The 23,720-nt window shown below is 75.0% G+C and carries 24 protein-coding genes and 1 pseudogene; 7 read left to right on the top strand and 18 right to left on the bottom strand.

All coding sequences use genetic code 11. The features are described 5' to 3' along the window. Positions 1-103 precede the first annotated feature (103 nt). A complete protein-coding gene (locus tag EFE23_RS09360; protein ID WP_123240515.1) occupies positions 104-640 on the bottom strand; it encodes a DUF4240 domain-containing protein in 537 nt (178 codons plus the stop codon). 103 nt (positions 641-743) lie between these two features. Here EFE23_RS09360 and EFE23_RS09355 point away from each other — a divergent pair, with 103 nt between their 5' ends. Both EFE23_RS09355 and rpsT read left to right on the top strand, forming a co-directional pair. Then, the gene (locus tag EFE23_RS09355) at positions 744-1,730 is read left to right on the top strand and encodes a phosphotransferase family protein (RefSeq protein WP_123240514.1); all 987 of its coding nucleotides are present in this window, start codon (positions 744-746) and stop codon (positions 1,728-1,730) included. A gap of 560 nt (positions 1,731-2,290) precedes the next feature. Next, a complete protein-coding gene (gene rpsT, locus EFE23_RS09350) occupies positions 2,291-2,557 on the top strand; it encodes a 30S ribosomal protein S20 (RefSeq protein WP_123240513.1) in 267 nt (88 codons plus the stop codon). Positions 2,558-2,760: 203 nt separating this feature from the next. Here rpsT and EFE23_RS28805 read toward each other — a convergent pair whose 3' ends face one another. From EFE23_RS28805 to nadD, 10 genes and pseudogenes are all read right to left on the bottom strand, one after another. Continuing rightward, positions 2,761-3,345 (bottom strand): hypothetical protein, encoded by a 585-nt coding sequence (locus tag EFE23_RS28805; RefSeq protein WP_233600932.1) that lies wholly within the window; start codon positions 3,343-3,345, stop codon positions 2,761-2,763. Beyond that, positions 3,342-4,322: a DNA polymerase III subunit delta gene (holA, locus tag EFE23_RS09340; protein WP_123240512.1), complete on the bottom strand. Its 981-nt coding sequence runs from the start codon at positions 4,320-4,322 to the stop codon at positions 3,342-3,344. Before holA ends, EFE23_RS28805 begins: the two co-directional genes overlap by 4 nt. A 151-nt stretch (positions 4,323-4,473) precedes the next feature. After that, positions 4,474-6,852: pseudogene (locus EFE23_RS09335) on the bottom strand (ComEC/Rec2 family competence protein); the annotation flags it as partial. Further along, entirely contained in the window at positions 6,852-7,838 is a 987-nt protein-coding gene (locus EFE23_RS29735; RefSeq protein ID WP_373683982.1) for a ComEA family DNA-binding protein, read from the bottom strand. The pseudogene EFE23_RS09335 and the gene EFE23_RS29735, both read right to left, overlap by 1 nt. A gap of 304 nt (positions 7,839-8,142) precedes the next feature. Next, a complete protein-coding gene (locus tag EFE23_RS09325) occupies positions 8,143-8,865 on the bottom strand; it encodes an alpha/beta fold hydrolase (protein ID WP_199736989.1) in 723 nt (240 codons plus the stop codon). 5 nt (positions 8,866-8,870) lie between these two features. Continuing rightward, positions 8,871-9,638, bottom strand: coding sequence for an SDR family NAD(P)-dependent oxidoreductase (locus EFE23_RS09320; RefSeq protein WP_309226200.1), 768 nt, complete (start codon positions 9,636-9,638; stop codon positions 8,871-8,873). A 91-nt stretch (positions 9,639-9,729) separates the two neighbouring features. Then, positions 9,730-10,578 carry a DegV family protein gene (locus EFE23_RS09315; RefSeq protein ID WP_123240510.1) on the bottom strand — a complete coding sequence of 283 codons (849 nt, stop codon included), beginning with the start codon at positions 10,576-10,578 and terminating at the stop codon, positions 9,730-9,732. Positions 10,579-10,612: 34 nt separating this feature from the next. Beyond that, the gene (locus EFE23_RS09310; RefSeq protein WP_123240509.1) at positions 10,613-11,242 is read right to left on the bottom strand and encodes a histidine phosphatase family protein; all 630 of its coding nucleotides are present in this window, start codon (positions 11,240-11,242) and stop codon (positions 10,613-10,615) included. Beyond that, positions 11,239-11,643 (bottom strand): ribosome silencing factor, encoded by a 405-nt coding sequence (rsfS, locus tag EFE23_RS09305; RefSeq protein ID WP_123240508.1) that lies wholly within the window; start codon positions 11,641-11,643, stop codon positions 11,239-11,241. Before rsfS ends, EFE23_RS09310 begins: the two co-directional genes overlap by 4 nt. Positions 11,644-11,753: 110 nt before the next feature. After that, entirely contained in the window at positions 11,754-12,350 is a 597-nt protein-coding gene (gene nadD / locus EFE23_RS09300; protein WP_123240550.1) for a nicotinate-nucleotide adenylyltransferase, read from the bottom strand. 140 nt (positions 12,351-12,490) lie between these two features. On the opposite strand from nadD, the gene EFE23_RS09295 reads away from it, so the two are divergent. Together EFE23_RS09295 and EFE23_RS09290 are read left to right on the top strand one after the other, a co-directional pair. Continuing rightward, entirely contained in the window at positions 12,491-13,129 is a 639-nt protein-coding gene (locus EFE23_RS09295) for a PadR family transcriptional regulator (RefSeq protein ID WP_123240507.1), read from the top strand. Positions 13,130-13,294: 165 nt separating this feature from the next. Next, positions 13,295-14,479 (top strand): FAD-dependent monooxygenase, encoded by a 1,185-nt coding sequence (locus EFE23_RS09290; protein WP_233600931.1) that lies wholly within the window; start codon positions 13,295-13,297, stop codon positions 14,477-14,479. A gap of 50 nt (positions 14,480-14,529) precedes the next feature. On the opposite strand, the gene pepN is transcribed toward EFE23_RS09290, so the two are convergent. Further along, positions 14,530-17,046 carry an aminopeptidase N gene (pepN, locus tag EFE23_RS09285; RefSeq protein WP_123240505.1) on the bottom strand — a complete coding sequence of 839 codons (2,517 nt, stop codon included), beginning with the start codon at positions 17,044-17,046 and terminating at the stop codon, positions 14,530-14,532. A 67-nt stretch (positions 17,047-17,113) separates the two neighbouring features. On the opposite strand from pepN, the gene EFE23_RS09280 reads away from it, so the two are divergent. Then, complete coding sequence (locus EFE23_RS09280; RefSeq protein ID WP_091442482.1) at positions 17,114-17,332, top strand: DUF397 domain-containing protein; 219 nt, start codon at positions 17,114-17,116, stop codon at positions 17,330-17,332. A 10-nt stretch (positions 17,333-17,342) separates the two neighbouring features. On the opposite strand, the gene EFE23_RS09275 is transcribed toward EFE23_RS09280, so the two are convergent. Then, entirely contained in the window at positions 17,343-17,738 is a 396-nt protein-coding gene (locus tag EFE23_RS09275; RefSeq protein ID WP_123240504.1) for a hypothetical protein, read from the bottom strand. A 258-nt stretch (positions 17,739-17,996) separates the two neighbouring features. On the opposite strand from EFE23_RS09275, the gene EFE23_RS09270 reads away from it, so the two are divergent. Then, a complete protein-coding gene (locus tag EFE23_RS09270) occupies positions 17,997-19,244 on the top strand; it encodes a cytochrome P450 (RefSeq protein WP_123240503.1) in 1,248 nt (415 codons plus the stop codon). 38 nt (positions 19,245-19,282) lie between these two features. Here EFE23_RS09270 and EFE23_RS09265 read toward each other — a convergent pair whose 3' ends face one another. Both EFE23_RS09265 and EFE23_RS09260 read right to left on the bottom strand, forming a co-directional pair. Then, a complete protein-coding gene (locus EFE23_RS09265) occupies positions 19,283-20,461 on the bottom strand; it encodes a zinc-dependent alcohol dehydrogenase (RefSeq protein ID WP_123240502.1) in 1,179 nt (392 codons plus the stop codon). Further along, entirely contained in the window at positions 20,458-21,096 is a 639-nt protein-coding gene (locus EFE23_RS09260) for an SRPBCC family protein (RefSeq protein WP_123240501.1), read from the bottom strand. Before EFE23_RS09260 ends, EFE23_RS09265 begins: the two co-directional genes overlap by 4 nt. Before the next feature lie 151 nt (positions 21,097-21,247). Here EFE23_RS09260 and EFE23_RS09255 point away from each other — a divergent pair, with 151 nt between their 5' ends. Further along, positions 21,248-21,556, top strand: coding sequence for a hypothetical protein (locus EFE23_RS09255; RefSeq protein WP_123240500.1), 309 nt, complete (start codon positions 21,248-21,250; stop codon positions 21,554-21,556). Positions 21,557-21,640: 84 nt separating this feature from the next. Here EFE23_RS09255 and EFE23_RS09250 read toward each other — a convergent pair whose 3' ends face one another. The 3 genes from EFE23_RS09250 to EFE23_RS09240 are packed head-to-tail and all read right to left on the bottom strand — an operon-like array spanning position 21,641 to position 23,566. Further along, the gene (locus tag EFE23_RS09250) at positions 21,641-22,291 is read right to left on the bottom strand and encodes a DUF3618 domain-containing protein (RefSeq protein WP_123240499.1); all 651 of its coding nucleotides are present in this window, start codon (positions 22,289-22,291) and stop codon (positions 21,641-21,643) included. After that, complete coding sequence (locus EFE23_RS09245; protein WP_123240498.1) at positions 22,288-22,752, bottom strand: phage holin family protein; 465 nt, start codon at positions 22,750-22,752, stop codon at positions 22,288-22,290. The genes EFE23_RS09250 and EFE23_RS09245 overlap by 4 nt, the downstream gene beginning before the upstream one ends. Positions 22,753-22,783: 31 nt before the next feature. Continuing rightward, positions 22,784-23,566 (bottom strand): hypothetical protein, encoded by a 783-nt coding sequence (locus EFE23_RS09240; RefSeq protein ID WP_123240497.1) that lies wholly within the window; start codon positions 23,564-23,566, stop codon positions 22,784-22,786. Positions 23,567-23,720 lie beyond the last annotated feature (154 nt).

Below are 23,720 nucleotides of genomic sequence, written 5' to 3'. Positions count from 1 at the left end.
GGTCCGTTCTGGTCGGCTGACGTGAGCGGGCCGGCGCGACGCCGGCCCCCTCTATGCTCCCACGTCGCCCGGGGCGTGCCCGGGCTCCCCCGTCACTCCCCCGTCACTCCTCCGGAGGCTCGACGAAGAGCGCGGCGAGCCTCGGCAGCCGCCGCCGCGCCTCGTCCTCGTCGTCGAAGTCCCAGAAGTCGTTCAGGTCGGGCACGGGAACCGGCTCCCGGTCCGCCGGCAGCTCGGTCGCGGTGGCCTTCCGGTACGCCTGCCACGGCACCGCCAGCATGTCGTCGCAGTGGAACTCCTCGCCGGTGAGCGCGGCCGCCCGGACCCGGGGCAGCTCGGCGAGGGAGTCCGGGTCGGCCACCACCTTGGCGAAGACCGCCCGGCCCTGGGTCATCAACCAGCCGCGGAAGTGCTCGAAACCGTCGTCCGAGGCGCCGCCGTTGATCAGATACGCCGCGCCCCACAGGTCGACCCGGTAGGAGGCGGCGAGCACCCGCTCCTGGTGCCGGGCGTACCCGACGATCTCCTCCGGAGCCCGCTCGGCGAGCAGGGCCACCGCCCGGGCGGCGACCGCGTCGGGTTCTCCCCCGGCGCCGGCGCGGGCCTGGTCGATCAGCTGCCAGAAGTCGTCGGTCCTCATGGCCTGGCAGTCTCCCAGACCGGCCCGCCGTCCTCCCGCCGCAGCGGGGCGGGTCGCGACTCGTCCATGTCCACGGCACGGATGCTGCCAGCGCCGTACGACAATGGCGGCTGTGCCCCGGATCTCCCTGCCCCCGGTGCCGTACGACGCGACGGCCGTACGCCCCGACTGGGCGGCGCTCCCGGCCGGGCTGCGGGACGGGATCGCCGCGCGGCTCGGCGGCCCCCCGGCGGCGGTCCGGCTGGCCGGCGGCGGCTTCACCCGGGGCTTCGCCGCGGTGCTCACCGGCCCCGACGGCGACCGGGTCTTCGTCAAGGCGGCGGCGCTGGACGGGCAGCGGCACCTGGTCGACTGGTACTTCCACGAGGCCCGGATCCTGGCCCGGCTCCCCGCCGGCCTGCCGGTCCCTCGGCCACGCTGGGCGCTCACCGACGCCGGCTGGTACGCGGTCGGGCTGACCGCCGTCGCCGGTCGGACCCCCGAGCTGCCCTGGCACCCGGAGGCACTGGACGCCGCCCTCACCGGGTACGCCGAGGTGGCCGCCGCGCTCGCCGACCCGCCCGCGGAGCTGGTCGCGCTCGGGCTGCCCCGCCTCGACCGGCTGGCCCGCGACGACATCCTGTGGTGGGGCGAGGTGGCCGCCGGCCGGGAGCCGGCACCCGAGCTGCCCCCCTGGGCCCCGCTGCCCGAGCTGGTCCGGCTGGAGTCCCGCCTCCCCGGGTACGCCGACACCGCCGGGCTGGCCCACGGCGACCTGCGGGTGGACAACGTGCTGCTCGACGCCGACGGCCGGGCCTGGTTCTGCGACTGGACCTGGCTGTGCCACGGGCCGGCCTGGTTCGACCTGGTCAGCCTGCTGATCACCGGCTACGCCAGCGGCCTGGACGCGGACGCCGCCTTCGCCGGCCACCCGGCCGCCACCGGCGCCCCGGCCGACGCGCTGGACGTGACGCTCGCCGCACTCGCCGGGTACTTCCTCACCGGCGCGGCGGCCGGACCGTCGACCGCCTCCCCACACCTCCGGGCCCACCAGCGGTGGAGCGGCGAGCAGGCGCTCGCCTGGCTGGCCGCCCGGCAGCACTGGACCTGACCCCCACTCCCCGCCCCTTCTGATCCACCCGCCGCCCGCGAGCTTTTGCCGCCGTCCGGGCGGCGGCCAAAGATTCTCGGTGGCCGTTGAGCCGGGGTCGTGCTGGGTAGGCGGCGCTCCGTCGCGGCTCGCGGTGGCCTTCATTCCCGCTACAAACTTGATGTCGTAGGCGATTCACCACGGTGCGCCGCAACCGGCGAGCGTGATCCGTTCACGACATCAGGTTCGTAGCCTGCCCTGGTTGATCCTCCAGGTCGCTGGTGCGCAAGTCACCGCGCTTGATCCACTCCGGCTACCGCACACCGGGGTGTCTGCCGCGAGGGATACCGCGATCCGCCGCAACCGGAGTGGATCATGACCGTCCGGCGCGAAGGGGTGCGGATCGGTGCAGGCCGGCGCGGGGCAGCCGGCGCCAATCCGGGGGCAGGCCGGGCCGGGTCACCCGAGCCGTTTTGGCTCGTCCGGGGCCGACCTGGTAACCTGGCTCTTCGCGCGGCGATGACGCATGCTCGTCGTGCGCGGAAGCAGACCAACCCGAGCTATCAAGACGAGGCTGTCGCGTGGCGAACATCAAGTCCCAGATCAAGCGCAACCGGCAGAACGAGAAGCGCCGGCTGCGTAACAAGTCGGTCAAGTCGTCGCTGAAGACCGCCATCCGGAAGTTCAACGAGGCTGCCGAGGCCGGCGACACCGAGAAGGCCACCGCCCTCATGCGGGACGCCACCCGGAAGCTGGACAAGGCTGCCAGCAAGGGCGTCATCCACGCCAACCAGGCGGCCAACCGGAAGTCGGCGATCGCCAAGCGCGTCGCCTCGTTCTCGGCCTGACGAGCGCCCTCAGACCTGGCCGGAAGCCCCGGGGTCACCACCCCGGGGCTTCCGGCTGTCTGCACATGTCTCCGCGCCACCGTGCCTGAGCCGCCGGCTCTCGGGTCTGCGCAAGCTCGCCGAAGATGCCGCTTCACCATCCCGGGGAGCAGCAATTTCGCGGACATTGCGCGGTGACCGGGCCGGGGAAGCCTGACCGTGGGTCAGCGGGACGGGTCGGGATCGGTCCAGTTCGTCCGGCGCGGGTCGGACGCCGGGTCGCCGAGCGTGGTCGCCCGCAGCATCGGGCTGCCGGGGCCGGCCGTCCGACGATCCGGAGCGCCGGAGCCGATTGCCCGGTCGCTGAAGCCGGTTACCGAGTGGCCGGGGCCGGCTGCGCGGTCGCCGGGGCCGGCTGGCCAGGACGCCGTCACCGGAGCGGACGCGCCGCCGGGTAGCGCCCGGACCGCCGACGGCACCCTGGCCCGTCCGACGACCGGCTCCATCTGCTGGCGGAAGCGGTCCCGTTCCTGCTCGGGCACCTGCGCCGCGGTGCGGATCACCAGCTCGGCGACCACATCGTTGAGCTTGACCATCGCCGCCACCACCGCCGGCAGCACCAGCACCGCCCACCAGCTCACCAGCTCGGCCAGGGCGAGCAGCACGGCGAGCGCCACCGCCCCTTCGAAGAAGAGGAAGCAGAGCACCCCGCCCGGGTTGACGAAGCGCAGCCCCAGTACCCGGGCGTAGAGCGGGCGGTACCGCTCGTCATCCGTCGGCACGGTCGCCCAGGACTGGGACCGGGTCACCGGGCGCCGCCCTGCCGGGCCGCAGCCACGGAGAACACCGCCCGCTCCAGCGCGTACGCCCGGTCGTCGGCGCCTCCCTTGACGGCCGCGTTGCACTCGGCGGCCGCCCGCATCGCCTCGACCAGGCCCTCCGGCGTCCAGCCACGCCCCTGCCGCTGCGCCCGCTCGATCTTCCAGGCCGGCATCCCCAGACTGCTGGCGAGCTGGTACGGGCTGCCCCGTCCGGCCGAGGCGACCCGGGCCACCGTACGGACGCCGTCGGCGAGCGCGTCGGCGATCGGCACCGGGTCGACGCCGACGTGCAGCGCCCAGCGCAACGCCTCCAGGGCGGCGGGGACGTCACCGACCATCGTCGCGTCGGCGACGGTGAAGCCGGTCACCTCGACCCGGCCCTTGTAGTAGCGGGCCACCGTGTCCGCCCCGATCCGGCCGTCGGTGTCCGCGACGAGCTGCGAGCAGGCGGCGGCCAGCTCCCGCAGGTCGGTGCCGACGGCGGCGATCAGCGCCTCGGCCGCGTCCTCGGTGCATCTGCCCCCGCTGCGGCGGATCTCGTCCCGCACGAAGGCCACCCGGTCCCGGTGCCCCTTGAGCTTCGCCGCCGGCACGACGGTCGCACCCGCGGCGCGCAGCCCGTCGGCGAACGCCTTTCCCTTCGCCGCGCCGAGGTGCAGCACCACGAGCTGCACCTCGGGATCCGGGTTCTTCGCGTAGTCCAGCAGGGCGGCGACCAGGTCCTTGCGGGCGTCCTGGCCGGACCGGAGCACCAGCACCCGCCGGCCGCCGAAGAGCGAGGGGCTGAGCATCTCGGCGATCTCGCCGACCGTCAGGGAACCGGCCTGGTACTCCCGGACGTCGACGTCGGGGTCGACGCTGCGGGCTCGGGCGACGGCTTCGGTGACCGCTCGCGTGGCGAGCAGCTCCTCGTCGCCGAGAACGAGCAGAATGGGAGGCAGGCTGGCGGGGGTCACGTCGCCCATATTCGCACGCGCTCCGACCGGATCGTGCCTGGTCATCGAGGACTGTGACGGCGCAGCCCGCACTCAGCGCGAATCCAGACATTTGATTCGATCCACCTGTTATCCGCGCAAGCCTGTCGACCCTCGGCGCAGCCGCCCGGCGTCCCGCTCCGAGGCCCCGGGCCACCACCGCCAGCCCCGACCCGTCGCGTACGGCGGCGATGTCGCCCGAGGTGTCGGTCCGCAGGACCCGGGCGCCGCCGCGGCGCAACCGGTCCAGCAGGGCCACGTTCGGGTGCCCGTAGTCGTTGCCCGCACCCACCGACACCAGCGCCACCGCCGGCCGGATGGCGGCCAGGAACTCCGGGTCCTGGTACGCCGAGCCGTGGTGGGCGACCTTGAGCACGTCGGCCCGGAGCGCAGCGGACGCACCGGCCTCCAGCAGCGCCCGTTGCTCCTCCGTCTCGGCGTCCCCGGCCAGCAGGATCCGCACCCCGGCAACGGTCGCCGCCAGCACCAGGGAGTTGTTGTTCGGGTCCGACCGGCTGCCGCGCAACGGGTAGGGCGGCCCCAGGGCGGCCAGTTCGACTCCCCCGGCCCGCCAGCGCCAGCCGACCGGCACGGTACGCAGGACGGCGGCACCACGGCGTGCCGCTTCGCGTACCTGGGCGACGCCGTAGGGCGGCTCGGCCCACGCCGGGGTCGCCACGTCCACCACCCGCCGGCCCCGGAACACCCCGGCGATCCCGCCCACGTGGTCGGCGTGGAAGTGGCTGACCACCAGCAACGGCACCTCGCGTACGCCGAGCCGGCGCAGGCACCCGTCCACGCCGGACGGGTCCGGGCCGGCGTCGACCACCACCGCCCGGCCGGCGGCGACCGGCAGCACGACGGCGTCGCCCTGCCCGACGGCGCAGGCCACCACCACCCAGCCGGGCGGCGGCCAGCCGGGGGCGAGCAGCCGGACCGGCAGCGTGCCGAGCACCACCGCGACCGTGCCGACCGCGGCGAGCCGGCGCAGCACCGGCCGTCGGGCGGCGAACAGCAACGCCACGGACAGCGCGGCCAGCAGCACGGCTCCGGTCACGCCGCCCGGCCAGGGCAGTGTCCCGGCGGGCAGCCGGGCACCCTGGCCGGCCACCAGCACCAGCCACCGGGCCGGCCAGCTCGCCAGCCAGGCGGCGAACCCGGCACCCGCCGGCCAGACCGGCGACACCACGGCGGCGGCCACCCCGAGCACGGTGGCAGGGGCGACGGCCGGCACCGCCAGCAGGTTCGCCGGCACCGCCACCAGGCTCACCGTCCCCGAGATGCCGGCGATCACCGGGCCGCAGGCGAGCTGCGCGGCCGCCGGCACGGCGAGCGCTTCGGCCAGCCCCGCCGGTACGCCCCGGCGGCGTAACGCGTCCCGCCAGCCGGGGGCGAGCAACAGCAGCCCGCCGGTGGCGCACACCGACAGCGTGAACCCGGGATCGCCGGCCAGCTCCGGGTCGACCAGCACCAGGACGGTGACCGCGGCGGCGAGGGCGGGCAGGGCGGCCCGGGGCCGCCCAGTGGCGAGCGCGGCCAGCCCGATCGCGCCCATCGCCGCCGCGCGCACCACGCTCGGCGACGGGCGGACCAGGATGACGAACCCGACCAGGGCCAGCACGCACAGCCCCGCGGCCGTCCGGGGACCGGCCCGGGCCCACCGGGCGAGCAGCAGCACCGCCCCGACGACGATGGCGACGTTCGAGCCGGAAACGGCGTTCAGGTGTGTCATGCCGGTGGTCCGGAAGTCCTCCTCGACGGTTGGCGGCAGCCGGCTGGTGTCCCCGACGACCAGGCCGGGCAGCAGCCCACCGGGCTCGTCGGGCAGCGGCTCGCAGGCCCGCTGCAGGCCGGCCCGCAGCACGCCCGCCGCCCGTTGCGCCCAGGGCGGCCGGCCGTGCCGGGTGGGCGGTCCGGTGGCGGTGAGCACGGCCGCCGTGAGGTCCCCGCCGCGCGGAGCGGCCAGCCGGCCCCGGGCGCTCGCCCGCTGTCCCGGCAGCAGGGTCCGCCAGGCCGGGTCGGTCGCCAGCACCAGTCCCCGCACCGGCCCGGTCAACCGGCGGCCCTCGGGGTCGGTGAGGCGGATCAGGTCGGCGTGGAGCAGCAGGGTGGCCGGACGGCCGGGAGCGCCCCGGACCGGGCGCGGGTCGTCCCGGACCACCAGGTCGGCGGTGACCAGGGAGCGTGCGTCCACCAGCGCCCGCACCGGGGCGACGTCCCGGACCGCGACGCGGGCGGCGGTGGCGGCCGCGCCGCAGAGCACGCCGAGCAGCACGGCGACCGCGATCCAGCCGTACCGGCGGACCGGGGTGGGCGGTCGCCCGAGAATGCCGCACAGGTGAAGGCCGAGGACGACGGCCAGGCCGGCGGCGACTCCGGCCAGCGCGGCACCCGCACCGGCGGTGAGCCGCAGACCGGCGAGGGCGGCGAGCCAGGCGGCCACCGCGAGCCCGGCCAACCGCAGGTCGGGGCCGTCCCCCGCCGGTGTCTCCGCGTCGGGCCTGGACGTGGGCGTCGACATCACACCGTCACCAGGTCCTTGAGCTGCTCGTACCGGGCGTCGCCGATGCCCTCGACCTGGCGCAGGTCGGAGACGGACCGGAAGCCGCCATGCTGCTCCCGGTGGTCGAGGATCCGCTGGGCGAGCACCGGTCCGACACCCGGAAGCGCGTCGAGCTGGGCCAGGGTCGCGGTGTTCAGGTTGACCGGGCTGCCCGGGGCCGCCCCGCCACCCGCCGCCGGCTGGCCGGGCTGGGCCGCCTGCCCGGGCGGGGCGGCGACACCGACCAGGATCAGCTCGCCGTCGGCGACCTTGCGGGCCGGGTTGAGCAGGGCGGTGTCGACGCCCGGCAACGCCCCGCCGGCCGCCTCGACGGCGTCGGCGACCCGGGCACCGGCCGGCAACCGGACCAGGCCGGGACGGCGTACCTTGCCGGCGACCGCGACGACGAGCTGCGCGGACGCGGACGGCCCGGGCGGAGACGGCGGGGGTTCGTCCGATGCGGCGGCCACCACCGGGCGGACTGGCTCGGCGTGTGGCCGGGACCGCCACGCCCAACCCCCGGCGATCAGCACCACCACGGCGGCCGCCACGGCGAGGGCGCGGACCCCTCGACGGCCGGGATCGAAGGCGCCCGGGCCGGGGAGCAGCCGGGACGCCGAGCGGCCAGGACCGGCGACGCCGGCCCCCTCGGTCCGTTCCTGGTCGGTCGGCGTCGGCCCCGACCGGAGCTCGCGGGCGTCGTCGGCACGGTCGAGGTCGAGGTCGAACGGCGACGCCGGCGAATGCCGGCCGGGTCCGCCGGAGGACGGGTCCGAACCGGGGGGCGGCCGATCCGGCACGGGCGGCGAAACGGGACCGGAGTCCAGCCGCTCGGCAAGGAAGGACGAGCCGGCGGCCGGCCGCTCTGGGAGGGAGGATGCGGCCGGGCCGGACACCGGCCCGTCCGGGCGGGAGAGCCGATCCGACCCGGAGACCCGCCGGCCGGAACCGGAAGGTCCGGCCACCGCGCGCCGCGTCGGGTCAACGGGCCAGAGCGCCGACCCGAACGGCGTGGGCTCACCGGTGGGTGACGGGGCCGCCGCGGACCGCGCCCGCTCGTCGCCGGCACCCGACCGGGCGGCGGGCGGGACGGAATGCGGCCCCACCGGGTCGAACAGCCGGGCGAGGCGCTGCCGTACCCTCGTCTCCTCGTCGTCTGGCACGGCTCGGGACGCTACGGCGGCGGGTGGTGCCGGCGCCTGACGACAAAGCTCCGCTGTGGATGGGGAACCGGGCTGTGGACGGTGCCCTGATCATGCACACGGTGTGCTAGCGGCCCGGTGACAGCTCCCGGGCGAAGCGGCGTACGGCGTCGGTGACGGCGGCCGGGGCGTCGAAGTTGACCAGGTGTGCCGCGCCCGGGACCAGTTCGATCCGGGTGCCGGGACGGGCCCGCGCGAACGCCCGCTCCCCGGTGCGGAACAGCAGGTCCCGCTGCCCGTTGAGGATGAGCACCGGGGCGCGGACCGCCGCGAGGCTGGACGCGTCGAACCGGCCGAACAGGTCCCGCCAGGCGACCGGCAGAGTGTGGAAGGCGTAGCCGTCGGCGATGGTGGCGTCCACGACCTCCGGCGGGTACAGCCGGCGCAGCAGCCGGTCGTTCCAGCGGGTGAGCCGGTCGGCCGGCAGCCGCGCGACCAGGGCCGCCACCAGGCGGTACGGGACGGTCAGCGGCCCGGTGGTGGCGGCGCTGGCGCCCATCAGCACCAGCCCGGCCAGCAGGTCCGGGTGCCGGCGCGCGAAGTGCAGCGCGACGTACCCGCCGAGCGAGTGTCCGACCACCACCGCCGGGCCGGCGTCGAGGTCGCGGACCGCCTCGGCGATCAGGTCGGCGGCCCGGTCCAGGTCCCAGGGTTCGGCCGAGCGGCGGCCGTGCCCGGGCAGGTCGACGGCCGCCACCGGGAACTCGGCGGCGAGGGCGACCAGTTGCGGCTGCCACTGGCCGCGGGCGAACCGGGTGCCGTGCACCAGCACGATCGGCGGACGATCCACAGTGTTCAGTGTTCCTCCGGGTCGAGACCGAGCGCGGACCGACCCCCGTCCACCGGCAGGACCGCCCCGTTGACGAAGGCGGCCTGCCCGGAGAGCAGGAAGGCCACCACGTCGGCCACCTCCGCGGTACGCCCGATCCGCCCCAGCGGGTGCAGCCGGGCGAGTTCCGCCCCCACCCGGTCCGCCTCGGCCGGTGCCAGTCCGGACAGGAAAGCCGCGTGCCGCTCGGTGTGGATCGAGCCGAGCGCGACGGCGTTGGTCCGGATGCCGTGCCGGCCGTACTCCACGGCGAGCGCCCGGGTCAGCCCTTCCACGGCCGCCTTCGCGGTGGCGTACGGCAGAGCGCCCGGCACCGCCCGGCGGGCCTGGTGCGAGGAGACGTTGACGATCGCGCCGCCGGTGCCGGCGGTGAGGAAGCGGCGTACCGCCGTGGCGGCGCCGACCACGGCGGGGCGCAGGTTCCGGTCGATCAGGGCGCACACCTCGGCGGCGGGGGCGGTGTGCAGGGCGGCGTCCCGGAAGATGGCGGCGTTGTTGACCCAGCCGGCCAGCGGCGCGGCGGCCTCGGCCAGGTCGGCGGCCCGGCCGGTGACCTCCTCGTCGGACGCGTCCCCGACGAGCGGGAGCAGTCGGCCGGCGGCCGGGTGGTCGGCCAGCCAGGCCAGCGCCGCCGGGTCATGTTCGAGAACGACGACGGTGCCGCCGTCGGCGGCGAGGCGTTCGACGACGGCCCGCCCGACGCCCCCGCCGCCGCCGGTCACCACGTAGGACACCGGCGTCACCGCCAGGCGCGGTCGGTCGGGATCGGCGAAATGGCGGTGTCCGGGTGCGCTGGCGACCGCCGCCTCGGCGAGGTGGTGTTGATCATGGCCGGCGGTGGATGACCACGCAGGCGAGGCCCGGTCCGGCGTGCGCGGCGACCACCGCCCCGGCCTCGGTGACGTACGTGTCGTGCAGGCGGTCGCCGAGCCGCTCGGTGAGCGCCGCCAGCAACTGTTCGGCGCGTTGCGGCGCGGCCAGGTGGTGCACCGCCAGGTCCACCTCGGCGTCGCCGGCCGCCTCGACGGCGAGGTCGACCAGGCGGGCCACGCCCCGGCCGGCGGTACGGACCTTGTCCCGGACCACGATCGTGCCGTCCGGCATGTGCATGATGGGCTTCACCGAGAGGGCGGTGCCGAGCAGCGCCTCGGCCGCGTTGATCCGGCCGCCCCGGCGCAGGAACTCCAGGGTGTCCACGTAGAAGAAGATGGTGGTCCGGTCGATCGCGTCGACCGCCGCCCGGCGTACCCCGTCGAGGTCCACGCCCCCGGCGGCGGCCGCGGCGGCGGCGAGCACCGGGAAGCCGAGGCCCATGCCGGTGGAGCGGCTGTCGACCACGGCGATCCGGTCGCCGAACTCGGCGGCGGCCAGTCGGGCCGCCTCGACCGTGCCGGAGAGCTCGGCCGACAGGTGCACCGAGACCACCGCGTCGGCGCCCGCCGCGAGGAGCGCGCGGTAGACCTCGGCGAACTGTTCGGGGGCCGGGCGGGAGGTGCTCACCGAGACCCGCCGACCGCTGAGCGCCCGGGTGGCGTCGTCGGGGAACGTCTCGACGCCCTCCAGCCCCTCGGCGCCGTTGAGCACGACGGTCAGCGGGACGACCGTGAGCCGGTGGGCGCGGACCAGGTCGGGCGGGAGGTAGGCGGTGGAGTCGGTGACGACCGCGACGGGCATGCCCGCACGCTAGCCGATGCGGCGGCGGCGCGCCTCAGACCGCGTCGGCCGGCGCGGGCTGCGTGACGAGGCCGACATTGTGCGCCCGCAGGTGCCAGCCCCGGACGTCGTCGTGGCGCAGCTCGGTCCAGTGGCAGTTGGCCAGCGACCCGACGGCGCGCAGCACCGTGTGGTCCCAGCCGAGCAGGTGACCGATGCCCTGCCGGGCGCCGCCGCCGTGGGTGGTCACCACGACCGTCCCGCCGACGGCCAGGTCGGCCGCGTCCTGGAACGCGGCGCCGAGCCGCTTGCCCAGGTCGTCGAGCGTCTCGATGCCGGCGCCCGGGTCCGGGTCGCCGGCCCGCCAGCGGGCGTACTCGGTGGGGAAGCGCTCGGCCACCTCGGTGAGGGCCAGGCCCTGCCACTGGCCGAAGTGCCGCTCGCGCAGCCGGGGGTCGGGGCGCACCGGCAGCCCGGTGAGGGCGGCGAGGGCGGCGGCGGTGTCGGCGGCCCGGCACAGGTCGCTGGCGACGATGGCGTCCGGGCGCAGCGCGGCCAGCACCGGCGCGGCCAGGCGGGCCTGCTCCCGGCCGAGGTCGTTGAGCGGTATGTCGGTCTGCCCCTGGACCCGGCTGGTGGCGTTCCAGTCGGTGTTGCCGTGCCGCCAGACGATCAGGCGGGTCATTCGGCGCTGGCGGTGCCGGCGGTGGAGTCGGCCAGGTCGCGATCCACGAACGGGATCTGCGGGCAGTCCTTCCAAAGCCGGTCGAGGGCGTAGAACTCCCGCTCCTCGGTGTGCTGCACGTGCACCACGATGTCGACGTAGTCGAGCAGCACCCAGCGACCACCCCGCTCGCCCTCGCGCCGGACCGGCTTGGCCTTCTCCGGCAGCTCCAGCAGTCGCTCCTCGATGGCGTCGACGATGGCGAGCACCTGACGCTCGTTCGGAGCGGCGGCCAGGACGAACGCGTCGGTGATGGCGAGCTGGTCGCCGACGTCGATGATGACGATGTCCTGCGCCTTCTTGTCGGCCGCCGCCTGGGCCGCGGCCATCGCCAGCTCGTGCGCGCGTTCGGAAACTGTCACCGTTCTCCTTCGATCAACCGTGCGACCCTCCAAGCCTCTCACACCCGGCCGGGCGACGACTTGTCAGTTCTGGTCGATTACGGGGACAAACGCCGCTCTTCCGGGAGGAATCACCGCTGGTAGAGCCGCCGTTTGGCGATGTACTGCACCACACCGTCGGGCACCAGGTACCAGACCGGCTCGCCCCGGGCCACCCGCGCCCGGCAGTTTGTCGAGGAGATGGCCATCGCGGGGACCTGGATCAGGCTGACCGTGTCGGCGGGCAGGTGCTGGTCGGAGAGTTCGAAGCCGGGCCGGGTGACGCCGATGAAGTGCGCCAGCGCGAGGGCCTCGTCGAGGTCCTTCCAGGACAGGATGCGTTCCAGCGCGTCCGCCCCGGTGATGAAGAACAGCTGGGCCTTGGGGCCGTACTCGGCGTGCAGGTCGCGCAGGGTGTCGACGGTGTAGGTCGGGCCGCCCCGGTCGATGTCGACCCGGCTCACCTGGAAGCGCGGGTTGGAGGCGGTGGCGATCACCGTCATCAGGTAGCGGTCCTCAGCCGGGCTGACCGGTTCGTCCGCCTTCTGCCAGGGCTGTCCGGTCGGGACGAAGACCACCTCGTCCAGGCCGAACCGGTCGGCCACCTCGCTGGCGGCGACCAGGTGCCCGTGGTGGATCGGGTCGAAGGTGCCGCCCATGATGCCGATCCGCCGGATGTCTTCCTCCACCCCGCGATCGTAGGCGGCCCGCGCGGGGTCGCCGAACGGGCCCGACGGGGGCCGGAGCGCGGAAGGGGCTTCCCCGAGCCGGCCGCGACCCATATACTCGTCGACGAGTAATCGTCAGCGAGTATCAACGGAGGAACGACATGCCAGGGCGACGGAAGGTCGGCAACCTCACGGCGCTGGCCGTGCTCGCCGTCCTGGTCGAGCGCCCGATGCACCCGTACGAGCTGGCCACCACCCTCCGCGGCCGCGGCAAGGACCAGGACATGGGGATCAAGTGGGGGTCCTTCTACACGGTCGTGCGCAACATGGAACGGCACGGACTCATCGCGGCCGTGCAGAGCGTCCGCGAGGGCCGGCGCCCGGAGCGCACCGTCTACCGGATCACCGACGACGGGCGGGCCGAACTGGTCGACTGGGCGCGCGAACTGGTCGCCACGCCGACCGTGGAACGGTCCTCGTTCCGGGCCGGCCTGTCGGTGCTCGCCGTGCTGCACCCCGACGAGGCCACCGCGCTGCTGCGCGACCGGCTGGCACAACTCGAGGAGGCCGTCCGCCGCGAGCGGGCGGCGTACGCGGAGCACGCGCGGCAGGTGCCCCGACTGTTCCTCGTGGAGAACGAGTACGACCTCACGATCCAGGAGGCGGAGGCCGCCTGGATCCGCGCCCTGCTGGCCGAGATCACCTCGGGCAGCTACCCCGGGCTGGACGAGTGGCGGGCCTACCACACGGCCGGCCCACCCGCGCCGGGCCCGGCGGGAGGGGGCGGCACCACCACCTGACGGACGGCCCCGGCCCGGTGCGCCAACACCGCGCCGGGGCCCTTACCCCGAACCGACACCTGACGGCGCCCGGCCCGGAGCGGCAACCACGAGGATACCGGCGCTCCCGCCAGGTGGGTTCGGCACGCACGACCACCGACAACCCTGGGAGGGACCGTGTCCAGAGTGAGCACAGCGATCGTCATCGGCGGCGGCATCGCCGGTCCGGTGACCGCGATGGCCCTGCACCGCGCCGGCATCGCCGCCACCGTCCATGAGGCGTACCCGAGCACCGCCGACGGCATCGGCGGCACGCTCGCGCTCGCCCCCAACGGCGTCGCGGCGCTGCGCCTCGTCGGCGCCGACGAGGCGGTCACCGCCATCGCCACCCCGATCGACCGGCAGGCGCTGGCCATGGGCCGCCGGCACGTCGCCCTGCCCGCCCTGGCCGGGGTGCCGCCGCTGCGGGTGGTGCCGCGCGCCGCGCTGCACCGGGTGCTGCACGACCGGGCCGTGGCCGAGGGGGTCCGCATCGAGCACGGCAAGCGCCTGGTCGGCGTCCGGGAGACGGCCGGCGGGGTGACCGCCACCTTCGCCGACGGCAGCACCGCCACCGCGGACGTGCTGATCGGCGCGGACGGCATCCACTCGACGGTGCGCACCCTGATCGACCCGCACGCGCCGGGACCGCGGTTCACCGGGCTGCTCGGCTTCGAGGCGGTGGCCCGGCACGAGGTGGCGGCGGAGCCCGGCACCATGACCTTCGCCTTCGGCCGGCGCGGCTACTACCTCTACTGGCCGGAGCCGGGGGGCGGCACCCGGTGGGGGGTCAACCTGCCGCAGGAACGGCCGCTCAGCCTCACCGAGGCCCGCGCGGTCCCGTCCGGCGAGTGGCTGGCGAGGCTGCGCGCGGCGTACGGCGACGACGACCCGGGCCGGGAGCTGATGCGGACCAGCAGCGCCGAGGAGTTGCAGGTGGTGGGCTCGCTGCACATCATGCCGCCGGTCCCGCACTGGCACCGGGGGCGGATGGTGCTGGTCGGCGACGCGGCGCACGCCCCCTCGAACAGCTCCGGGCAGGGCGCCTCCCTGGCCATCGAGAGCGCCGTGCAGCTGGCCCGCTGCCTGCGGGACCTGCCCGACGTCCCGGCCGCCTTCGCCGCGTACGAGCGGCTGCGGCGCGACCGGGTGGAGAAGGTGGCGGCCCGGGCGGCCCGGATCAACCGTACGAAGGCTCCCGGCCCGGTGGCCCGGGCGATCATGCCGGTGCTCATGCCGCTGTTCATCAAGGCCGCCATGGACCCGGAGAAGACGGTCGGCCCCGAGCAGCGGTACGTCATCGACTGGGACGCGCCGGTGGCGGTGGGCTGAGCCGTCCCGGGGTGGCACACCGGTCCGGTGCGCCACCCCGGGGCCGCCGGTCAGGCGCCCGCGGCGGCCACCGCCGTCCGGGCCACCAGCGCGCGACGCAGGTCGTCGTCGAGGTCGACGACCCGCCGGCGCAGCCCCGGCGTGAGGTCGTCGCGGGCCAGCAGCGCCGCGGCCAGGTCCCGGGTGGGCTGTGCCACGGCGTAGCGGGGGAAGGCCAGGGTGGCCACCCGGTCGGCCGTCCACGGGGTACGCAGCCGCGCCGCCGCCGGCATGTCGGCGAAGTACCGCTTGACGTATCCGGCGGTCAGCTCGGCCTGCTCCGGCTGCCAGAAGCCCTCCGCGGTGGCCTCGACGAGGCGGTTGGAAAGCTCGGCGTTGCTGGTGATGATGTCCCAGGCGGCCCGCTTGGCGTCGGCGTCGGGCCGGGCCGCCCGGCAGCCGGCGGCCCGCTCGGCGCCGGTCGCGCTGCGGTCGGCCGCCGCCTCGGTGGCGATCTCCGGCTCGCCGGCCGCGCCCAGCACCACCAGCCGCTGCAACAGCGCCCAGCGCAGGTCGGTATCGACCGCCAGCCCCTCCGGCACGCCCTTGCCGGCCAGCCAGCCGGTGAGCAGCCCGGCGTCGGCGGTGGCGCCGATCAGCCCCCGGGCCGCGGCGAGTTGCAGCGACCCGCCGGCCGGGGCGGCGGCGAGCAGCGTGCCGCAGGCCCCGGCGATCCGGAGCAGGGCGGCGTCCCGGGCCAGCGGCTCCAGGTAGCGGTCGACCAGGTTGCGGCTCAGGGTGAGCACGTCCTCCGCGATGATCACCTCGGTCTCGGCGGGCAGCGCCGCCGCGATGAGCGCGACCACGGCGGCGACCGGCCGCTCGCCGTCGGTGGCGGCGTCCAGCGCCTCACCCCAGAGCAACGCCCGGGCCAGCGGATCGTCCAGCGCGGGAAGCACCAGCGGCACCGCGTCCGCCGAGGCCGGGTCGAGCCGGATCTTGGCGAAGGTGAGGTCGCCGGCGTTGGGCAGCAGCAGGCCGGTGGCCGGTCGGCCGACCAGCTCGGTCAGCTCGGTGCGGCCGTGGTCGGCGTCCGGGTCCAGGTCCACCTCGAAGCGGTGCGTCGGGGCGTCCGGAGCGTAGCGGGCGACGCCGATGCGGTGCGGGCGCAGCACCGGGTACGCCTCCGGTGCGGTCTGCACCACGGCCGCCTCGGTCCACCGGCCGTCGGCGTCCACCGCGGTGACCATCCGCAGCGTGTTGACCTGGGGGCGGCGCAGCCAGCGCTCGGCCCAGTCGGTGAGGTCGCGGCCGCTCGCGGCGCCCAGGCTGTCGAGCAGGTCGGCGAGGGTGGCGTTGCCGAACCGGTGCTTGGCGAAGTGCGCGTTCAGGCCGGCGAGGAAGGCGTCGTCGCCGAGCCAGGCGACGAGCTGGCGCAGCACGCTGGCGCCCTTGGCGTACGAGATGCCGTCGAAGTTGAGCAGGCCCTGGGCGGCGTCGGCGACCTCCTCCGGGGCGACCGGGTGGGTGGAGGGACGCTGGTCGGCCGCGTATCCCCAGGCCTTGCGGCGCATCGCGAAGGTGGTCCACGCCTGGTCGAAGCGGGTCGCCTCGGCGGTGACCCGGGTGCCCAGGTACTCCGCGAAGGACTCGTTCAGCCACAGGTCGTCCCACCAGCGCATGGTGACCAGGTCGCCGAACCACATGTGCGCCATCTCGTGGGCGATGGTGGTGGCGCGCAGCTCCCGCTGGGTGTCGGTGACCGCCGAGCGGAAGACGTAGTCGTCCCGGATGGTGACCAGGCCCGGATTCTCCATGGCGCCGGCGTTGAACTCCGGCACGAACGCCTGGTCGTACTTGCCGAACGGGTAGCGCTCGGCGAAGAGCTGGTGGAAACGGTCGAAGCACTCCCGGGTGACGGTGAAGATCTCGTCGGCGTCGGCGTCCAGGTGCGCGGCCAGGGAGCGCCGGCAGTAGAGGCCGAGCGGGATGCCGTCGTGCTCGTCCTGCCGGACGTGCCACGGACCGGCGATCAGCGTGAAGAAGTACGTGGCCAGGGGCTCGGTCGGGGCGAACTCCCAGCGGCCCGGAGCGGGCCGGGCGGCTACCGCGCCGTTGGCCGCGACGGTCCACGCCGGTGGGGCGGTGACCGAGAGGGTCACCGGGGCCTTCAGGTCCGGCTGGTCGAACGCGGCGAAGATCCGCTGCACGTCGTCGAGGAAGGACATGGCGTAGAGATAGGTCTCGTCGTCGGCCGGGTCGACGAAGCGGTGCATGCCCTCGCCGGTGTTCGAGTAGGCCATCTCGGCCTCGACCGTGAGCGTGTTGGTCGCGGCCAGCCCGGTCAGCGGCAGCCGGTTGTCGGTCAGCGTCCCCGGGTCGAGGTCGCGGTCGTTGAGGCGTACCCCGAGGAGTCTCGCGGGTTTGACCTCGGCGAAGGTCTCGGCGCCGGGGGTCGCCCGGAACCGGATGGTGACGGCGGAGCGGAACCGCTCGCCGTCACCGGTCAGGTCGAGGTCCACCTGGTAGGACTCGACGGTGAGCAACGCGCCACGCGCGGTCGCCTCTACACGGGTCAGGCTCGGCATCCGCTTATCCTGCCCGATGGGGATCCGGACGGACTCCCCGGTGACGTGCGGCGATGGAGGAACAGCGATGGGTCAGCACCCCAAGGGCGACTTCGACCTCTCCCGGGCGGTCTGGCAGCGGGCGGAGGGGGACACCTCCGAGAGCGCGGTCGAGGTGGCCTTCGTCGACGACCTGATCGGAATGCGCAACTCGGCCGAGCCGGACGGCCCGGTGCTGGTCTTCACCCAGGCCGAGTGGGACGCCTTCGTGGCCGGCGCCCAGGACGGCGAGTTCGACCTGGACTGAGCGGCGGCGGTCAGTCACCGTCGCCCCAGCCGAGCCCGCCGAGGCCGGGAGCGTGGTGGAAGCCGGGGTGCCCCACCACGTCCGCGCAGCGTTCGCCGTCGGGCCCGAGGGCCCCGCAGAACAGCCGCTCCGCGCGGTGCCAGGCGTCGGCCGGGGAGAGCGCCGCGGCGCCGAGCGCCAGCTCCGGGCGGAGCAGGCTCAGCGCCTCCGCGTACGCGACGGCCAGCTCCCGCGCGACGGACGGGTCGGCCGCCTCGAAGCCGAGGTGCACGGTGAAGAACCGGGCCGGCCCGGCCCCGTCCCGCCGGGGCGGGGCGATCAGCGTCTCCGCCCGGTCGCCCCGGCCCGCGCCCAGCCCGGCCGTCAACCGGCGCTGCCGCCAGCGCGCCACCCTGTTGTCCCGCACGTGTCCTCCCCGTCCCCGATCCGGTCCGCCGGCTGGCTCCGTGGTCGGGCCGCCGGCGGTGCCCCGCGACCGGCCCACCGCCGGTCCGGAACCGAGCCAACCAGCTTTCCGCCGTCGTGGGAGGGGCCAGCTCCGGCGCCGGGGCTGGCCCCTCCGCCAGGCGGCGGGCGGTGGCAGGGTGGCCGCCGGCCGGGATTCACCCGCCCGGACCTGGGTAGAAGCGGGTAAACCGTGCCGCGTCGCCGTCAGGAGCAGCCGATGAGCGCCATCCCCACCGACCGGAGCCCGGAGAGCACCCTGGCGTTCCTCCGCGCGGGCTACCGGTTCGTCGGCGACCGGTGCGACCGGTACGGCACCGACATCTTCCAGACCCGGTTGCTGCTGGAGCCGACCATCTGCCTGCGCGGCCGGCCGGCCGCCGAACTGTTTTACGACAACGACCGCTTCATCCGGCACGGGGCGATGCCGATGCGGGGGCAGCGCACGCTCACCGGGGTCGGCGGCGTCCAGGGGCTCGACGGCGACGCGCACCGGGCCCGCAAGGCGATGCTGATGTCGATCATGACGCCGGCCGGGATCCGCCACCTCGGGCAGCTCTTCGACGACGAGTGGCGGGCCCGGATCCCGGCCTGGGCCGAGCACGGCCCGGTCGTGCTCTACGACGAGGTCGCCCGGATCCTGATCCGGGCGGTCTGCGCCTGGGCCGGGGTGCCGCTGGCCGACGCGGACGTGGCCCGGCGCACCAACGAGCTGCACGCCATGATCGAGGCCCCCACCGCGTTCGGCCCGCGGCACTGGCGGGGTGTGCTCGCCCGCCGGCGCGCGGAACGCTGGATCGCGAACCTGGTCGGGCGGGTCCGCACCGGCGCCCTCCCCGCGCCCGAGGGGAGCGCGCTGCGGGTGATCGCCGGGCACCGCGACGAGCAGGGCCGCCCGCTGCCGGGCCGGATCGCGGCGGTGGAGGTGCTGAACATCCTCCGGCCGACCGTCGCCATCGACCGGTTCGTGGTCTTCGCCGCGCTGGCCCTGCACGACCACCCCGACTGGCGCGACCGGGTCCGCGGCGACGACACCGCCACCGGGAACTTCGTCCAGGAGGTACGGCGCTACTACCCGTTCTTCCCGGTGGCCGCGGCCCGGGTCCGGCGTTCCTTCGAGTGGCGGGGATACCCGTTCCCGCAGGGCCGCCGGGTCCTGCTCGACCTGTACGCGACCAACCACCACCCGGAGCTGTGGCCCGAGCCGGAGCGGTTCCGGCCGGAACGCTTCGCCGGCTGGCCCGGCGACGCGTTCAGCCTGGTGCCGCAGGGCGGGGGCGACCACTTCACCGGGCACCGCTGCGCCGGCGAGTGGATCACCATCGAGCTGATGAAACGCGCCGTCGCCAACCTCACCGGCGCGATGAGCTACCAGGTCCCGCCGCAGAACCTGGCGCTGGACCTCGGCCGGATGCCCGCCCTGCCGCCCAGCGGTCTGCTCATCGACGCGGTGCGCCGCACCGGCTGAGCGTCAGCGCGCGGCACTGCGGGGGCAGCGGAACCGACTCAGGCCGCCTGCGGGTGCAGGACGGTACGCAGGCAGCCGTCCTCCTTCTTCTCGAAGATCTCGTAACCCTTGGCGCCCTGCTCCAGCGGCATCGGATGGGTGGCCAGGTAGCCGGGGTCGATCTCGCCGACCGCGATCCGGTCCAGCAGCATGGGGATGTAGCGCTGGGCGTGCATCTGCCCCATCCGCAGCACCAGCGCCTTGTTCATGGCCGCGCCGAGCGGGAACTTGTCGACCAGCCCGCCGTAGACGCCGACGATGCTCACCGTGCCGCCCTTGCGGCACGCCATGATCGCCTGCCGGATCGAGGTCGGCCGGTCGCTCTGCAACCGGGCGGTCTGCTTCGCCTTGTCGTACGCGTAGATCGGCCCGACGTCGTGCGACTCCATGCCGACGGCCTCGATGCAGGCGTCCGGGCCGCGCCCGGCGGTCAGCTCGCGCAGCGCCTCCAGCACGTCGGTCTCCGCGTAGTTGATGGTCTCGACGCCGAGCCGGCCGGCGGCGGTGGCCAGCCGCTCCGGCAGCCGGTCGATCACGATCACCCGTTCGGCGCCGAGGATCTGCGCCGAGCGGGCCGCCATCTGGCCCACCCCGCCGGCACCCCAGACGGCGACCACCTCGCCGCCCTTCAGCCCGCAGAAGTCGGCGGCCATCCAACCGGTCGGCATCGCGTCGGAGGCGAACACCACCGAGTCGTCCGGCACCCCGTCGGGGACGGTGAACGCGCCGACATCGCCGAACGGCACCCGGATGTACTCGGCGTGGCTGCCCGAGTAGCCGCCCGCCGCGTGCGAGTAGCCGAGGATGCCGGCCGGCGAGTGGCCCCACAGCTTCTCGGTGAAGACCGGCTGCGGATTCGAGTTGTCGCAGAGGGAGTACTGCTCGGTACGGCAGTACCAGCAGCCGCCGCAGGCCACCACCGAGCCGACCACCACCCGGTCGCCGACCTTGATCCGCCGGACGTCCGGGCCGGTCTCCACCACCTCGCCCATGAACTCGTGGCCGAGGATGTCACCCTCCCGCATGGCGGGCAGGTACCCGTTGATCAGGTGCAGGTCGGAGCCGCAGACGCTGCTCGCTTTGACCTTCACGATGATGTCGCCCGCGGCGCGGATGGCCGGTTCCGGCACGTCGCGTACGGCCAGCTTGCCGACGCCCTCCCAGCAGAGTGCCCTCACGGCCGGCCTCCCACCATCAGCTGCTCGCGGATCCGGTCGGTGGCCTGCTCCTGCTTCGGGTCGCGCCCGGACGGATCGTGCCGGGTGTCGAGCACCTGGCCGGTCTCGAGCAGCGACTTGATCCGGCGCAGCGCGCTGCGCAGGGCCAGGTCCGGCTCGTGCCCGCCGGCGAGGCCGAGCATCCGGCGCACCGGGCCGGAGCGCCAGCGCAGCTCGGCCCGGATCTCGGTGCCCCGGTCCTGGGGCGCCGGCAGCAGCTCGACCCGACCCCGCTGGGCCACCGGCCCCGCAGTGACCCGCCAGCTCAACCGGCGCGGCCCGTCGACGGTGATCTCGGCGCGCCACTCGGTGCCGCCGCCGACCGGGTCGCTCGCCACGCAGCGCCACCGGTTGTCGTCGACCTGTTCCAGGGTCGCCCACTCGGCCAGGCCCCGGTCCAACCGTTCCCGGTCGGTCCAGAAGCCGATCACCGCGTCCACCGGCCGGTCCACGGTGATGCCCCGGTGAACGACGTACCAGCCGTCCTCCCGCTCGGGTTGGTGCCGGCGCCGCCGGCGGGCCACCGCCCGGCCAACCCCGACCGCGGTCACCGTGGCGGCGCCGGCCAGCGCCCACCTCGCCCCATTGCTGGTCATCGCGTCTCCTCCGCTCGGGCGTCCGGGGTTGGACCGCCCGCATCCCGGTGCGCTACCCGGCGCTGGTCCAGTGAAACGGGAAAACGGTTTGATCGCTGAGATTTCGGGCATGCCGCGCCACCGATTCGAGCTGGGAGGAGGCGAGCGACCCGTGCGGGCGTACCTCAGGCCGGCCCGGCCGGCGCGGCTGCTGGCCGCGCCGGCGGCGGGCGCGGCGGTGACCGCCGCGCTCACCGGCGGACGGCGGGGCCGGTGGTCGCGGGCCGCGGCGACGGTTGTCGGTGTCCTGGTGGCCCGGCGACTCGCCGGCGCGCCGTCTCCCGCCGGCGTGGGGACCGGGGCCACCCGCCCGCCACCACCGATCAGGGACGGGCCGGACGAGCTGCGGCTCTGGGTGGCCGCCGGGAACCACCCGGCCCCGGCGCGCCCGCACCCGGTCGCGGACCCGCTGTCGAGCTGAATCGCGCCCGGCGCACGCGACAGCTCGCGGCCACTCCCCGGCGTCCGGCCGGGAGTGGCCGCGAGCTGCGGCGTACGGGGACGGTCAGTACCGGACCTGTTCGCGCGACTGCTGCGCACTGTCCTTGACGTCGTGCGCGGCGGAGCGGGTGTCCTCCTTGACCGTCTGCGCGGCGTCCTGGGCGGTCGACCGCACCGACTCGGCGGCGTGCTGGGCCGGCCCGCGCAGCTCCTCCCGGACCTCGCCCGCGACCTCGCTCAGCTTCTCCTTCACCACCCCGCCGTGCTCGGCGGCCTTCTCCTTGACCTGGGCGGCGACCTGCTGCTCGCGACGGGTGGCCGGGATCAGCGAGGAGACCAGCATCCCGACGCCGAAGGCGATCACACCGGCGGCCATCGGGTTGCCCTCGGACTTCTCCCGCAGCACCTGGGGGGCCCGGTGGGCGGCGTCGCCGACGGTGGACGCGGCGGCGTGCGCCTTGTCGCCGACGGTCGACGCCGCCGACGAGGCGTGGTCGCCCACCGAGTGGGCGTGGTGGCCGGTGGTGTGGCCCAGGTCGGATGCGGTTCCCATCACCTTGTCCTTCACGTTGGAGAGCGCGCTGCGGACGCGCTGCTTGCGGTCGTCGACGATGCGGCTCGGGCTGACCTTGTACGCCAGGGCGTCCACGTCCGAGCTCAGGTTGTCGCGGGTGGCTTCGATGTCCCGGCGGATCTGGGCGGGATCGGTGCTCATCGGGTGACTCCCTCCGGGTGCGGCTTCAGCGCGTCGGGAATGCGCTGCACGCTGTCGTTGGTCTGCTTGAGGCCGCGGATCCGCTCGGCGTTCTTCTTGCCCATGGAATAGAGGACCCCGGCGATCACGGCCCAGATGACGGCCACGATCAGCGCGGCCAGACCCGAGTCCATGACGTTGTCCAGGGCCTGCCACAGCGCGATGGAGAGGAACAGCGCCACCATGTAGCCGCCGAAGCCGGCGCCACCGAAGAGGCCGGCGGCCTTGCCCGCCTTCTTTCCCTCCTGGCGGATCTCCGCCTTGGCCAGCTCGACCTCCTGCCGCATCAGGGTGGACAGGTCGGTGGTGACCTGGCGCATCAGCTCGCCGATGGAGCTTCCCCGGACCTCGTCCGCGGTGTGCGGGGCGCCTGCCGGCTGATAACCGGAGTCCAGGCCGGGCCCCTGCGTCGGCGCGGTCATGCCGTCGCCTCCCTTCTGCCGGTTCGGCCGCTCACGGACGGTTCACGCCGCTGGACGGGACGCCCGGCAGCGGGTCGGTCCGCTCCGGCGGGGGCAGCGGCCGTCCGGTGCCGCCGACCGGGTCGGCGTAGCCGCCGGTGGTGGCGCCCGGGTCGGGGTAGGTCGCGCCCTGACCCGAGTAGCCCGGAGTCGGCTCGGCGTACGTGCCGGGGGTCGGGTCGAGGTAGCCGCCTGGCGGGATCTGGTCCGGCACGGCCCGCGAGGTCGGGATGACCGCGGTCCGGTCCGGGTCGTACGCCTGCTGGCCGGCGCCGTCGCCGACGGCGGCGATGTTCCGGGTCAGCCGGCCGGCGACCACGCCGAGCAGCGCGGCACCGACGAGGAAGGTGCCCGGGTTGCGGCGGGCGTAGTTCTTGACCTCGTTGAGCAGGTCGCCCGGCTCGCGCTGCTCCAGCCAGCCGGCCACGCCGTGCATCCGGTCGGCCGCCTGGTGGGCCAGCTCGGTGACCGGCCCGGAGCCGCCACCGTGCTGCGCCATCGAGCGCATCTCCTCGGCCAGCGAGCGGATGCCGCCCGCGGCGCGCTGCTGCTGCTGGCCGGTCTGCGAGGTCAGCTGGTCGCGGGCTTCGCCGTAGAGGTTGCGGGCCTGGCGCTTCGCCTCGCCGACGACCTCCTTGCCCTGCTCCTTCGCGGTCTGAGCGACCGCGCCGCCGGCGTTCGCGGTCTCCGAGCCGACCTGGCGGGCCTGGTCGCGAACCCCGCCGCCGTTGGTCGACTCGTACGTGGCAGGCGTGGGTGACAGATCGTAAGTCATGGTGTCCCTTCCGCTCGGATGGTCGTAGCGGTTGTGCTCGGGGGATCACGCCGAATTACTTTCGGCGTGACAACTGACCTACCCCGCGTCGTGAGGTCCATGCCTGATTCGTCATTTCTCTGCGGAACCGCCCCGCCGTGATCACACAATGGAG

Origin of the sequence: Micromonospora solifontis (assembly GCF_003725545.1) — a bacterium.
GTDB classification, from domain to species: Bacteria; Actinomycetota; Actinomycetes; order Mycobacteriales; family Micromonosporaceae; genus Micromonospora; species Micromonospora solifontis.
This window is presented reverse-complemented; position numbering and strand designations above follow the sequence as displayed.